Source organism: Vibrio sp. 1F169 (genome assembly GCF_041439605.1).
In the GTDB taxonomy this organism is placed as follows: domain Bacteria; phylum Pseudomonadota; class Gammaproteobacteria; order Enterobacterales; family Vibrionaceae; genus Vibrio; species Vibrio tasmaniensis_A.
This window is the reverse complement of record NZ_JBGOOI010000059.1, coordinates 15,118-28,320: the sequence shown is the minus strand read 5'-3', so window position 1 is coordinate 28,320 and position 13,203 is coordinate 15,118. Positions and strand designations below refer to the sequence as shown.

The 13,203-nt window shown below is 44.0% G+C and carries 11 protein-coding genes; 4 read left to right on the top strand and 7 right to left on the bottom strand.

Annotated elements, in window-relative coordinates:
- Positions 1-141: 141 nt before the first annotated feature.
- Positions 142-993 carry a hypothetical protein gene (locus tag ACED53_RS18095; protein ID WP_017099076.1) on the bottom strand — a complete coding sequence of 284 codons (852 nt, stop codon included), beginning with the start codon at positions 991-993 and terminating at the stop codon, positions 142-144.
- 308 nt (positions 994-1,301) lie between these two features.
- Here ACED53_RS18095 and ACED53_RS18090 point away from each other — a divergent pair, with 308 nt between their 5' ends.
- From ACED53_RS18090 to ACED53_RS18080, 3 genes are all read left to right on the top strand, one after another.
- On the top strand, positions 1,302-2,777 hold the full coding sequence (locus ACED53_RS18090; protein WP_242441560.1) for a tripartite tricarboxylate transporter permease: 1,476 nt from the start codon (positions 1,302-1,304) through the stop codon (positions 2,775-2,777).
- Positions 2,778-2,973: 196 nt separating this feature from the next.
- On the top strand, positions 2,974-3,732 hold the full coding sequence (locus ACED53_RS18085) for a sulfite exporter TauE/SafE family protein (protein ID WP_029225505.1): 759 nt from the start codon (positions 2,974-2,976) through the stop codon (positions 3,730-3,732).
- Between the two features lie 268 nt (positions 3,733-4,000).
- The gene (locus tag ACED53_RS18080; RefSeq protein WP_004733590.1) at positions 4,001-4,192 is read left to right on the top strand and encodes a hypothetical protein; all 192 of its coding nucleotides are present in this window, start codon (positions 4,001-4,003) and stop codon (positions 4,190-4,192) included.
- A 152-nt stretch (positions 4,193-4,344) separates the two neighbouring features.
- Here the strand turns inward: ACED53_RS18080 and ACED53_RS18075 are convergent, their stop codons facing one another.
- Positions 4,345-4,758 carry a VF530 family DNA-binding protein gene (locus ACED53_RS18075; protein WP_004733589.1) on the bottom strand — a complete coding sequence of 138 codons (414 nt, stop codon included), beginning with the start codon at positions 4,756-4,758 and terminating at the stop codon, positions 4,345-4,347.
- A gap of 423 nt (positions 4,759-5,181) precedes the next feature.
- Here ACED53_RS18075 and ACED53_RS18070 point away from each other — a divergent pair, with 423 nt between their 5' ends.
- Positions 5,182-6,342, top strand: coding sequence for an HD-GYP domain-containing protein (locus ACED53_RS18070; RefSeq protein ID WP_017101096.1), 1,161 nt, complete (start codon positions 5,182-5,184; stop codon positions 6,340-6,342).
- 129 nt (positions 6,343-6,471) lie between these two features.
- Here ACED53_RS18070 and gnd read toward each other — a convergent pair whose 3' ends face one another.
- From gnd to ACED53_RS18045, 5 genes are all read right to left on the bottom strand, one after another.
- Positions 6,472-7,920 (bottom strand): decarboxylating NADP(+)-dependent phosphogluconate dehydrogenase, encoded by a 1,449-nt coding sequence (gene gnd, locus ACED53_RS18065; protein ID WP_017101095.1) that lies wholly within the window; start codon positions 7,918-7,920, stop codon positions 6,472-6,474.
- 28 nt (positions 7,921-7,948) lie between these two features.
- Positions 7,949-8,665 (bottom strand): 6-phosphogluconolactonase, encoded by a 717-nt coding sequence (pgl, locus tag ACED53_RS18060; RefSeq protein WP_012603788.1) that lies wholly within the window; start codon positions 8,663-8,665, stop codon positions 7,949-7,951.
- Entirely contained in the window at positions 8,662-10,164 is a 1,503-nt protein-coding gene (gene zwf / locus ACED53_RS18055; protein ID WP_029222938.1) for a glucose-6-phosphate dehydrogenase, read from the bottom strand. Before zwf ends, pgl begins: the two co-directional genes overlap by 4 nt.
- 437 nt (positions 10,165-10,601) lie before the next feature.
- On the bottom strand, positions 10,602-11,297 hold the full coding sequence (locus ACED53_RS18050; RefSeq protein WP_009846579.1) for a response regulator: 696 nt from the start codon (positions 11,295-11,297) through the stop codon (positions 10,602-10,604).
- Between the two features lie 69 nt (positions 11,298-11,366).
- On the bottom strand, positions 11,367-12,977 hold the full coding sequence (locus ACED53_RS18045; RefSeq protein ID WP_198927422.1) for a sensor histidine kinase: 1,611 nt from the start codon (positions 12,975-12,977) through the stop codon (positions 11,367-11,369).
- Positions 12,978-13,203: the final 226 nt, after the last annotated feature.

The following is a 13,203-nucleotide window of genomic DNA, read 5'->3' as shown; positions in this document are numbered from 1 at the left end:
TGATCAGATCGTAGGTTCTTGATTTAGTTCCATTGAATTACGCAACAAAGCCACTAGAAACAGTCACTTTAAACACATTGTAGGGGATACAAAAAAGCGGCCTCTAGAAGACCGCAAACATACATAAAATGGCTTAAAGGCTTATGAATGAGATTCATAACGAACAGCATCGATCGAAGCCATGATGTCTTTAATATTTGTAGAATTGTCTTCAATTGCGTAGTGCCAGATGTTAAATAGAAACATAACTTTGTCAAAATACTCAACGCCGTTAATATCTTTATAATATATTTCTAAAAATAAATTTTTGCACGGTAAATTGACTTTTTCAACTTTATTCTTAGCTTGTAAAGCGCAATAAAGTGAAACCAATGTTAAATATGCATCCGGTATGGTTAGCTCAGTCTCAACACCATTTTGTGACAAAGGCAATATGGCTTGTTTTTTCGGTATTGAAAATCCCGCATCCAAAATTAATTCTTCATCTTTATAGCGAAATACTAGTTCTTCCTCTCCATTTATAACTATATCCCACGCAACCAAACTTTTTCTAGCAACCATCAATGTTTCTTTTATAAAATCATCATAATCAATATCCCATATAAACTTAACATCAATGGCTGAAGCGAGACCTATATTTGCTATTTCTAATGACGCGCAAAGACCAACTTCATCATTATCATGATCTTCTATATTGCACCAATCTAAAGGGGTGTCTTCAATTTCAGGGTTTATTCGTTTAGTTATTAAGGAATTGCTACTTGCAATTAACACTGGTTTACTCGACTCTTGTCGCTGCTTTTGCATTTCTTTTAGCACACGATAGGCCATCACTGCGCTGACGCAAGCTGCTATTGACGCTGCCAGTGTTGCAAAACTAGTTAAATCCATAGCACTTATCGCAGAGGTATTGCTAGACATAGCGGCTTGCACACTTTTCTCCAGCATATCTGCGAAAATTTCTTTCGTGATAAAAGTGCCATCAGTACTCATCGGTAATATTTCCTTAAAAAACAAAGCCAAAATGTCAATCTCTACCTTTTACCAAAAAGATCAACATGAAACAGCATAAACGTGATCAATAGCACTAAAGTTTTTGGAAGTCCTGCTACTTGCGTAACACGCTCAGTAACACATCTGAGTAACACAATGGCAGGACTGTGCATAAGCAGTCATTGCATGTGTTACGCGAATCCCCCGCTACGCCCCGGCCTGTATAGCTTTGTGACCTAACCCGCAGTAATGTTATGTGTTACAAGTGACTAAGATATTAGACATTTACTTCGACCGCCGTGATGCCAATGAACATCATGATGGTAATTGTTGGCTGTTTTGTTGGTACCTTTATTGGGATGCTACCGGGACTCGGTCCAATTTCAGCAATCGCGTTGATGATCCCGATTACATACGGCCTAGATCCTTCTTCTGGCTTAATCTTAATGGCAGGTGTGTACTACGGCGCAGTATTTGGGGGCTCAACGTCATCAATCTTAATCAATGCTCCAGGTTGTTCCTCAACGGTAGTAACCGCATTCGACGGCTACCCAATGGCACAAAAAGGCCAAGCTGGTAAAGCGTTGGCACTAGCAGCCTACTCTTCTTTCACTGGCGGTACGCTGTCAGCAATCATGCTTTTGATTGCAGCACCGGCTCTAGCAAGCGTCTCATTGAGCTTCCAGTCGTCAGACTACTTTGCATTGATGTTGTTAGGTCTATCGGCTGTAGCGGCTTTTGCAGGCCCAGGTCAGGTAATAAAGGCATGGATGATGACCATTCTTGGTTTGATGTTATCTACTGTTGGTATCGACAAAGGCGTTGGTGTTGAGCGTTTCACGTTTGGCCTAACAGACCTAATGGATGGCTTTAGTTTCCTACTTCTTGCTATGGCAACCTTCGCTTTAGGTGAGACTTTAATGGGTATTTTGAAACCAGAGAAAGACACCAGCGGCGAAGAAAGCCAAAAGATGGCCGATATTGGCAGCATGAAAGTGACCAAAGAAGAGTTCAAAGAAGTCGCGCCCGTTTCGATTCGTTCTTCAATTCTTGGCTTCTTCACTGGCGTGCTTCCGGGTGCTGGCGCGACTATCGCAGCTTTCTTAAGCTACGGCATGGAACGCAGCCTAGCACCAAAAGACAAGCAGAAAGAGTTTGGTAAAGGCAGTATTCGTGGTCTTGTGGCTCCTGAATCAGCAAATAATGCAGCTTCGAGTGGTTCATTCGTTCCGCTACTGACACTCGGTATTCCGGGCTCTGGTACTACAGCAATTATGCTTGGTGCACTCATAGCTTATGGCATCCAACCCGGTCCTCGCTTGTTCGTTGAGCACCCAGATGTATTCTGGTCGGTGATTATCTCGATGTACTTTGGCAACATCGTGCTGGTTATCTTGAATCTGCCTTTAATCCCTTACATCTCTAAACTGCTAGCGGTACCAAGAACGGTACTACTGCCAATGATTATTTTCTTCTCAATCACAGGCGTGTACTTGGTGTCTTTCAACACGATGGATGTGTTTGTGATGCTAATTGTGGCAATGGCGGCGATAGCGTTAAGGCTGGCCAACTTCCCGCTCGCACCGTTACTGCTTGGCTTCATATTAGGTGGTTTAATGGAAGAGAACTTGAGACGCGCACTGATGATCAGTGATGGTGAACTCAGCTTCCTTTGGGAACGCCCTATCACAATGACCTTCACCATTTTAGCGGTATTGGTTCTATCTAGTCCTATTCTGGTTAAGCTGTTCAAGAGCTTTAGAGCGAAGCCTGTTGAAGTGTAAACTTGGCTTAGCTTAGAAAAACAAAACGTAATAAAGGGAGCTTCAGGCTCCTTTTTTCGTAGCAGCTATTTCAAAAAACCGTAGCTCTAAGATGGTAGCAAACTCACAATCCGACTCCTGAAAAACACATATCCCTGATATCAATAACAAAATCAAGTAAGGTGATTCATCATTTAACGCATTGGATTCTAAAACTATGGATTGGTTGATTCTATTCTTGTCAGGCGTGATCGGTGGCGTGTTGAATTCCATTGCAGGAGGAGGCAGCTTCATCACCTTCCCCGCTCTATTGTTTGCAGGCGTTCCACCAATAGCAGCCAACGCGACCAATACCTTTGCTTCGTGTGCTGGATACATTAGCGGAGCCTACGCTCTACGCCACGAAATTCAATCTGGTACCAAACAACTCAAGCTCATTGTTGGACTATGTATAATTGGCGGCAGCATTGGTGCATTTTTACTACTACACACACCAGAAGCGCTATTTACTCAATCCGTACCTTGGTTATTGCTGTTCGCCGCTCTGCTTTTTACCTTTGGTGGCACTCTCAACAAATGGCTCAAAAAAGTAACAGCTAAACATAAGCACGCCACCAGCGCAGGCGCGTTCTTTTCAGCTGTATTGCTTTTGATCGTGTGTGTTTATGGTGGTTATTTTAATGCAGGCTTAGGCATTGTGACATTGAGCTACTTGGCACTGGCAGGGTATACCAATATCAACGTGATGAATGGCATCAAATTGTTGGTATCGGCATGCGCATCACTCGCGGCAATCGTGTTCTTTGTTGTGAATAGTTCGATTGATTGGCCGTCAGGCATCGCCGTTTTGTTTGGGACATTGGTCGGTGGTTACTATTCAGCAAAAGTTTCTCGTCGTATCCCACAACAATATGTTCGCACCACAGTGATCATCGCGAGCTTTTTGATTACCGCTTACTTCTTCTATGCTAACTAGGTTCTATACCAACTAGCTTTTATTCGAACTACTTCGTGCAGCAATCACGGTTTTCGTTAGCAAAACACAACGCAAATCGTTAAGTATAAAGAATTGACAAAGCCCCTCGACTGGTTATTTTATGAACTATAAAATAGCCAAGCTAAAATGTGTGAGGCGAGTCCTTCAATTAGCAAATTTGATAACAATTTAGACTATTTTTTAGCCTTTATTTTGCCAAAGGTGGGATAATTCTCCTGTCGAAAGTGAGACTTCATTAGGAGGCGTTATGAACATTAAACTCGGTCATGTCATGTCATCAAGTCGACTCATTTGCTTTGTCGCTTTTCTCGCTGCCACATTCGCGTGGATTCTAAAAATGCCCGCTCTTTTTTCTGTGTCAGCGCTATTCTTACTGATCAGCGCTATTGTCTATGTCGTTGATCTTTGGAAGAATCAAAGAAAGAACCGCGAAGCTTAAGACGAACGATTAAAGCAACACGCATTAAAAAAGGAGCACTTAGGCTCCTTTTGTATTTTATACTTATCGCTTTAGCTGATTAGGCTATTTCGACGGCTTATCTAGCGACGCCTTTCGATTAACGACGCCCTTTTGCTAGCGACGCATTTCTATTAACGACGAAAGTTACGACCGTTGCCGCCACGACGCTCTTTAAATGCAGACGCCGCTTTAGCTTGTGATGCTAGAATCGATTCAACCGTTAATTCCATTGGCTCACGAGGCTCTAACCCGTGACGGAATGTACGTGAACGCGGAGGCATCTGGTATTCGATATCTGAAGCTTTAGGCATGCGCTTGAAACGATAAAGGTAGAAATTCTCAACCTTCTCACGAGCCCACTCTGTTTTCTTCAAGTATTTAACGGCACTTGCTACTGTTGGCTTAGTGTTAAAGCAGTTCATGCGCATTGCTGCATCCAAAATTTCCCAACCGTAATGATCCACTAATTCAGTGATCATGGTGTCTAGTTTTAAGCCATGCAGTGGGTTGTTTTGTTGCAGTTCGATTCTTTCTTCTTCAGTCATAACATTACCTTTTCCAAGGCAACTAAAGGCCTTGAATTTACTCTAGAACACCGTCATCACTGACCGCTTCTAGCTCAATCATTTGGGCATATCATCCATTGCCCTTATCTATGCCTTTATGATGGCATAAAGCATGCTCGTTATCCTATTTATCTTTCAATTTAATTTTAAAATGGTCACTTACCATCCTGATGTTGCGTGTAATACAGCCGCCCCTCCTAAAAAGGGCCTCATTTAAAGATCCACCAAACTCGCTCAAGTTAACAAAAACCATGATAGAAGAATGAAATATCCCTACTTTACCAATGGAGTTTAAACTTATTAGAACGCAGTGTTGCTAATTAACAGCGAGGTGCTATGTTAGAAGTGGTATAGAAACCTACTAATAATGATATTAAACAATGATATAACTATAAATAAAGGTTGGCTTTGACCATGTTTGACTACTCCCAAATCAGCAGAGTAGCCGCCCAAGATAAAGATATTATCGCTATCGTTGATGATCTCTTTCGGCTAGCTCGCGAACATTACCCCATTCTGTCTAGGCTTTCGGTCGTGCTGTGCAATGAAAATAGAGCGTCGAATTATTTTGTTTCGGATACTCTGTGCCAAGAAGCCGAGCATCGCTGCATCGAGCAAGAACTAAAGCCAGAATCAGCTTTATCTAGAATGGCTGAGTCTTTAGATACTCGAATCATCCACGACCTCACCACCATTAGCCCAACCAAACAAATATCTCACCTGCTCGATATCGGTCATCAAAGCAGTTACACAACACCTATTCATCACCAAGAAAGTAATCTTGGGTTTGTGTTTATCAATGCTTCATCAGCGGGGTTCTTTGCTAACCAAACCATCCAGTGTGATATCGCTTATCTCACTCAAGTGATCTCTAGCCTTTTCGTTCAATGGTTTGAGCGCCAACGTCACTTTCAATCCTCTTTAGCGATTGCTTTAAACATGGGTCATGCTCGAGATCCAGAAACCAAAGAGCACCTCATTCGCATGGGTAAATACAGTGAACACATTGCTCGTACTCTGTCGCACAGCAAGGAAGAAATTACACACCAATTCATTCATCGAATTCGGTTGTATGCGCCCTTCCACGACATAGGTAAATATCGAATTCCAGATAAGGTGTTATTCAGTAGCGCGCGTTTCAATGACGAAGAAAGAAACATCATGAACAATCACACCTTGTATGGCGAAGAGATGATTGATGACGTGGTTGCCCTATCCCACCACAGCTCGATGTGCAGTGAAGAGATTCAATTCATTAAGAATATTGTGCGCCACCATCATGAACGGTTTGATGGCTCTGGGTTGCCTGATGCTTTGAGTAACACAGTGATACCACTAGAGGCTCGAATAGTGACATTAGCCGATGTATTCGATGCGCTGATGAGCAAAAGAGCTTATAAGCACGCGTGGACACTCGATGAAGTCATGGATTACATTGAGGCTCACTCGGGTTCGATGTTCGACCCTGAGTGTGTTGTGGCTCTTAAACAGAACCTAGATGGCTTTATGGCAATTAGGGAACAATACAATGATGATGTTCGACCGCACGTCATGACAGTTTGAACTGTAACGCCTTGGTTGTGTAGACCAAAGAAAACGCGAACCAACAAAAAAGGATGCCAATTGGCATCCTTTTGTTTTCTAGTTTCAGCTGAAAGAACAAACGTGTTCTTTACTGATTCTAACTAATGATTATACGTCGTAAGTTGTAGAAGCAGTGTCGCCGCCTGTACCAGTCCAGTTTGTGTGGAAGAATTCACCACGTGGACGGTCAGTACGCTCATAAGTGTGAGCACCGAAGTAGTCACGTTGAGCTTGTAGAAGGTTCGCTGGAAGACGAGCTGTAGTGTAGCCGTCTAGGAACGTTAGTGCAGAAGTCATACATGGCATTGGGATGCCTGATTCCATAGACTTAGCTGCAACTTTACGCCAAGCGCCCATGCAGTTGTCTAGGATGCCTTTGAAGTATGCATCTGAACCTAGGAAAGCGATCTCTGGGTTCGCTTCGTAAGCATCACGAATGTTGCCTAGGAATGCAGAACGGATGATACAACCGCCACGCCACATAAGTGCAACGTTACCGTAGTTTAGATCCCAGCCGTTTTCGTTCGACGCTTCACGCATTAGCATGAAACCTTGAGCGTAAGAGATGATCTTAGAAGCAAGTAGAGCCTGACGGATTGCATCAACCCACTCTTGCTTGTCACCTTCAACTGGAGCAACAGTCTTGCCGAACAGTTTCTCAGCTTCAACACGTTGATCTTTAAGTGCAGACAGGCAACGAGAGAATACAGACTCAGTGATTAGAGTCAGTGGGATACCCATGTCTAGTGCATTGATACCTGTCCATTTGCCTGTACCTTTTTGGCCAGCAGTGTCTAGGATCTTCTCAACTAGCGCTTCACCGTCTTCATCTTTGTAGCCAAGGATGTCAGCAGTGATTTCTACTAGGTAGCTATCTAGCTCAGTTTTGTTCCAGTCAGCAAATACAGCCTGCATTTCGTCGTGGTTCATACCTAGGCCATCTTTCATGAACTGGTATGCTTCAGTGATAAGCTGCATGTCACCGTATTCGATGCCATTGTGAACCATCTTAACGAAGTGACCAGCACCGTCGTTACCAACCCAATCACAACAAGGCTCACCCGCGTCAGTTTTCGCAGAGATACCTTGGAAGATAGGCTTAACCGCTTCCCAAGCTTCAGGAGAACCGCCTGGCATGATAGAAGGACCGAAACGAGCGCCTTCTTCACCACCAGAAACACCCGTACCGATGAAGTGGATGCCTTTCTCACGAAGAGCAGCAACACGACGGTTAGTGTCTGGGAAGTTAGTGTTACCACCATCAATGATGATGTCGCCTTCGTCTAGAAGTGGTACAAGCTTGTCGATGAACGTATCTACAACGTCACCAGCACGAACCATAAGCATCACTTTACGTGGCGCTTCTAGCTTCTCAACTAGCTCTTCTAGAGAGTAAGCACCAACAATGTTAGTACCTTTAGCTGGGCCTTCTAGGAACTCGTCTACTTTCGCAGCAGTACGGTTGTGAGCCACAACTTTGAAGCCGTGGTCGTTCATGTTTAGGATAAGGTTCTGACCCATTACTGCTAGGCCAATTACACCGATATCACCTTTCATTATTTTATCTCCTTGCGGCTATTCGCACTTATGCGATAGCACTTGCTGCATTTGAATCTAGGAACCACTCTGTCTCACCAGTTTTAGACTGGATTTTCGCTGCCGGGTAAGGCAGTTCTGAAGCAGGAGTTGTATGAATTTCTTTAACGATCTCAACTTTACCTGCACCCAGTACTAGGTAGCTGATTCGTTTTGCTGCTTCTAAAACTTTCGCTGTTTTAGAAACACGGATCTGGCCCGACTCTGGGTGAGAAGCTAATACAGATAGGTTCTCATCTTGGTAGTCAGTTACACCCGGGAATAGTGAAGCTGTGTGGCCGTCTGCGCCAACACCTAGCAGGATCCAATCGAAAACAGGCGTGCCGTTTTCTGTTGGAATCACGTCTGCCATCTCTTTCGCGAAACGCTCTGCTTCTGCTTTTGGCTCATCTTCACCACGGATGCGGTGGATGTTCTCTGCCGGAAGGTTCACGTTCGAGAAAAGTAGCGCGTTCGCTTCGCCGAAGTTGCTTTCTGCATCATCAGGTGCAACGCAACGTTCGTCGCCCCACCAGAAATGAAGGTTATTCCATTGAATGCCTTCTGCGTATGGCGCTTGAGCTAAAAGCTTAAAAAGCATTTTTGGCGTGCTGCCACCCGACAGTGAAATGTGAACAGGTTTACCCTGCTCGCTGTAAGCTTTCATTTCGTTTGCTAGGTTTTCAACGACTAATTCAGGCGTTGCAAAGATCTTGTGATTGATCATAGTTCGCAGTAATCCGTGTCTGTTAAGTTTTTGCATGGGAAACGCCATGCGCGGCCATCACGCTGCAGAAGCTCATCGGCTTCTTGTGGGCCCCAAGTACCACAAGCATAGCCAAACAGTGCTTGAGGGTCTTGCTTGAAATCTAAGATCGGTTGAACGTACTTCCAACATGCTTCTACTGCATCGGTACGTGCAAACAGAGTCGCATCACCGTTCAGTGCGTCAAGAAGAAGACGCTCATAAGCCGTTAGCATCTGAGTCTCAGGCAGATCAGAGTAAGAGAAGTTCATTTTCACTTCTTTTGCTTTGAAGCCTGCACCTGGCTCTTTCAAACCAAAGCTCATCTGAATACCTTCATCCGGTTGGATACGGATAATCAGTTTGTTCTCTGGTGCATCTTGACCAAACACTGGGTGTGGTGTGTTCTTAAAATGAATCACAATTTCAGTCACACGTGTTGGTAAGCGTTTACCCGTACGTACGTAGAAAGGAACACCATTCCAGCGCCAGTTATTGATGTGTGCTTTAAGACCAATGTACGTTTCAGTACGAGAGTCGTCTGCGACACCATGCTCTTCACGGTAACCTAGTAAGTGCTGACCACGAACATCTGATGCTGTGTACTGACCTAACACTAAGTCTTTACGCAAATCATCTTCTTCTAATGGTTTCAGACACTGAAGTACTTTAACCACTTCATCACGAATAGAATCTGCATTGATTTGAGCAGGTGGCTCCATACCAACCATTGCTAGCACTTGTAGCAGGTGGTTTTGGAACATGTCACGAACTGCGCCAGAACCATCGTAGTATCCGCCACGTTCTTCAACGCCAAGGAACTCAGCACCTGTGATTTCAACGTATTCAATGAAGTTACGGTTCCACAGAGGTTCAAACATCGCGTTTGAGAAACGAAGCACTAGAAGGTTTTGTACCGTTTCTTTACCAAGGTAATGGTCGATACGGTAGATCTGGTGTTCTTGGAAGTGATGATGGATCTCTTCATCCAGCGCTTGAGCTGATGCTAGATCGTAACCAAATGGCTTCTCAATAATCAGACGACGCCAGCCGTTCTTCTCATCGTTTAGGCCATGTGCAGCAAGGTTTGCTGGAATCACACCGTAAAGGCTTGGCGGGGTTGCCAAGTAGAACAATGTGTTATGGTTTTCGAATTGGTAGTCTTGCTCAAGCTTATCCAGACGTTGTGCTAGACGAGCGTAATCGTCTACATCTGAAGTGTTGATCGCTTGATAATGCAGATGTTCAATAAATGCATTCAGCGTCTCTGGCTCAGTTTTTTCCATTTCCTGAAGAGACTTCTTCAGCTTCTCACGGTAAGACTCGTCGCTGTACTCAGTACGGCTCACTCCAAGAATCGCAAAGGATTCTGGAAGTTGATTGCTAGCATACAGGTGGTACAAAGCAGGAATTAACTTGCGGTAAGTTAGATCTCCCGACGCACCAAAAATAACGATGCTGCTGTTTTCAGGTATTACCATCATCTTTCCTATAAAAACAAGGTTTTTAGTATTCGCCAAAGGTATCAGCGACATACGAAAATAGATAATAGGTCTTGGCTATTACATCAATAGCGAGTGCCTATTACACTTGAGAATGCGTTTGGTAAACGAGGGTGAAAGCTATCACCTCTATTCGGGACAGTATTGTCTATGAGTATTTGATTTACATCAACCACTGTGAAAGCAATCGATTAAATATTGACTCATTTCGAACAAATTCTAATCGATAGCTCAGTTCGCCGAGCCCGAGAGTGAAGCAAATCGGTATTCTCAAACATTGTAGTCAAGAAAGAACGGTATCTGGTCGGTGGAGTGAATAATAGGAAATGGAGAGAAAGGCAAAACCAGCCTATTCAACTGGCTTTATATTTATTTGACAGCATCGCGTTTGTCTTTGTGACTTGTTGTCACTAAATCTATCTTCTAGCTTTGTTGTAGCAGCGTTCTGGGCGGCCTACTGACCCGTAATTTAAGTCGGCCACTAACTCACCAGTCGTGATTAGAAATTCCAAATAGCGTCGAGCGGTGGTTCGACTAGCTCCAATACGTTCACCTGCCTCATCAGCTGTAATATCAGCAATGTCGGCTTGTTGGAAAATAGCTCTAATTTTATCAAGCGTTACACCATCGATCCCTTTAGGTAACGTAGAAACCTTTCGAGAGTCTGCCTTGGCATTGGCTTGCAGCATCTTGTCGACCAAGCCTTGGTTCAAATCAGACACACTTTCAAATTCTTGTTGTTGCGATTGGTACTTTTTCAGTGCCGCTTCCAAACGAGGAAACATCACAGGTTTCAGTAGATAGTCGACTACCCCACCGCGCATCGCCTGTTGCAGTGTGTCGACATCTCGAGCTGCGGTAATCAGAATCACATCACAGCCCTGATTACTGCCACGAACGTGGTTCAAAATATCAAGTCCGCATCCGTCCGGCAGATACACATCCAATAAAACCAAATCAGGCTTTAAGATGTCCAATTGCATTAATGCTTCAGACTGTGTGGTCGCAATCCCGACCACATCAAAGCCTCCCATCTGTTCTAAATAACGATGGTGAAGCTCTGCAATCGCAATATCATCTTCAATGACCATGACTCTCGTGATGGCGTTCATTTATGTTCTTCCTTTAACCATGCTTTTTCCGTCACTACGATCTTTACTCGATCGCTCCGTGCTCAATTATTATTGTTGTTCTTCTTTCGGTAAATACACCGTCATGCGTGACCCAAAATCAGGGTTATCAACCATTTCTAATTGCCCTTGATAACGATCTGCAAGTTGCTTAATGAGATACAAACCAACCCCTCGGTTCTGCTTCGCTTTGCTCGATACGCCTTTTTCGGTGAGTGCTTTGGTCGCCAAGTCTTTCGGCAAACCACAGCCCTTGTCTTCGACTTCCACTATGATTTCATTGCCAAAATCACTGATCGACACATCGATTACGCGACGAGCTGGTGCTATTGGCCCTTCTTGTTTAATTGCCATCATGGTGGCATCAAACGCGTTATCAATCAGGTTGCCAAGAATCGTCACGACATCCTCTGCGTTTAACCAAGCGGGTAATGCCTCAAGCCTTGATCCATCTTCAACTTTAAGCTCCAAACCAATCTCTCGAGCTCGCTCTGTTTTGCCTAAAAGCATGCCTGCAATCAATGGATCTTTCACCGTCTCTCTTAAGAACTCAATTAAGCTCTGGTAATGAGCGGTTTCTTGACCAATCAATTGTTGAACAGAGTCCAGCTCGCCCATCTGAATCAAGCCACTAATGGTGTTTAGCTTATTTTGATGCTCATGGGTTTGCGAACGCAGTAGATCAGCATACTCTTTGGTTTGTGAGAGCTGGTCTGTTAAATCGTTGATTTCATCTCGCAATCGGAAGCTGGATACCGCCCCAACCACCTCACCAGCCACTATAATTGGGCTGCGATTAGCAATGATTCGCTTATTGTTCAGGTACAGCTCAACATCATGATCAGTGTCACCCGTTGATAACAGCTGCTCTAAATCACTGCCTGGCAATACATCAGAAAGGCGCTGTTGATTAAGTGCTTTATCTCGGTCTATCGATAAAATATCGCAGGCACTCTTATTAATTGAACGCAAAATACCGCTCTTATCGATACTTAAAATGCCCTCTTTCACAGTACTCATGGTCACATCAAGTTCTACGTATAAACGGCCAATCTCTTCAGGCTCAAAACCCAAAATAGCGCGTTGAAAACGACGAGATACATAGCTTGAAATCACAGCATTAACCGCAACCACCAGCAAGGCCATCACAATCAAAAAGGCTAAGTAAGGTTCAATTCGATCTTGTAAAGAATCTAAGAGGTAGCCAACCGACACCACGCCAATGACAGTGCCTTGTGGGTCTTTAACCGCGGATTTCCCACGGACAGAGAAGCCAAGTGAACCTTTAGCCGTCGACACATAAGACTCGCCCAATACCAACGCTTTTTGGTTATCGCCACCACGCATTGGTTTACCGAGCCTGTCATCATAAGGGTGAATCAGGCGGATACCTTTATCATCTCCCACAACGATAAACGCCGCACCAATGAGTTGGGTGAGGTTACGAAACTTAACTTGGGTTTCTTCAGACAGAACGTAGGGAACGCCGTTAGGATCCAACGTTCCATTTTCTTGAATAATGCTGGTGACCAGTGGCGATTCAGATAGAAATTCAGCAACACCTAACGCTTTCAAACCCATCTCTTGCTCTTGAGATTGTTTGATGTAGTAAAAACCAGCACCTGAGAGTATCAAAAGCTCAACAAGGCCAGTGACCGTCATGATAATCAGTAACCTTTTACGGAAACTGATACTGCTCCATTTCATATTCCACCGTCCCTAGTGTTAGACGAATGATGTTAACACCAAGTTAATCGCATGACCTTTCTAGGTACGTGAATTTGTGACTGCTACTCAACTAAATAATTGAGCAGGTTGTTAATTGATAACCCTTTACGTTATTCACTTCGATTAATCGTTCATTTTTAGAACGAATTAGCTTAAAAAG

What these genes read in the sequence shown, in the direction of transcription:
- ACED53_RS18095 (WP_017099076.1), bottom strand. Translation starts at nt 993, where the DNA reads ATGAGTACTGATGGCACTTTTATCACGAAAGAAATTTTCGCAGATATG.
- ACED53_RS18090 (WP_242441560.1), top strand. Translation starts at nt 1,302, where the DNA reads ATGAACATCATGATGGTAATTGTTGGCTGTTTTGTTGGTACCTTTATT.
- ACED53_RS18085 (WP_029225505.1), top strand. Translation starts at nt 2,974, where the DNA reads ATGGATTGGTTGATTCTATTCTTGTCAGGCGTGATCGGTGGCGTGTTG.
- ACED53_RS18080 (WP_004733590.1), top strand. Translation starts at nt 4,001, where the DNA reads ATGAACATTAAACTCGGTCATGTCATGTCATCAAGTCGACTCATTTGC.
- ACED53_RS18075 (WP_004733589.1), bottom strand. Translation starts at nt 4,758, where the DNA reads ATGACTGAAGAAGAAAGAATCGAACTGCAACAAAACAACCCACTGCAT.
- gnd (WP_017101095.1), bottom strand. Translation starts at nt 7,920, where the DNA reads ATGAAAGGTGATATCGGTGTAATTGGCCTAGCAGTAATGGGTCAGAAC.
- pgl (WP_012603788.1), bottom strand. Translation starts at nt 8,665, where the DNA reads ATGATCAATCACAAGATCTTTGCAACGCCTGAATTAGTCGTTGAAAAC.
- zwf (WP_029222938.1), bottom strand. Translation starts at nt 10,164, where the DNA reads ATGGTAATACCTGAAAACAGCAGCATCGTTATTTTTGGTGCGTCGGGA.
- ACED53_RS18050 (WP_009846579.1), bottom strand. Translation starts at nt 11,297, where the DNA reads ATGAACGCCATCACGAGAGTCATGGTCATTGAAGATGATATTGCGATT.
- ACED53_RS18045 (WP_198927422.1), bottom strand. Translation starts at nt 12,977, where the DNA reads ATGACGGTCACTGGCCTTGTTGAGCTTTTGATACTCTCAGGTGCTGGT.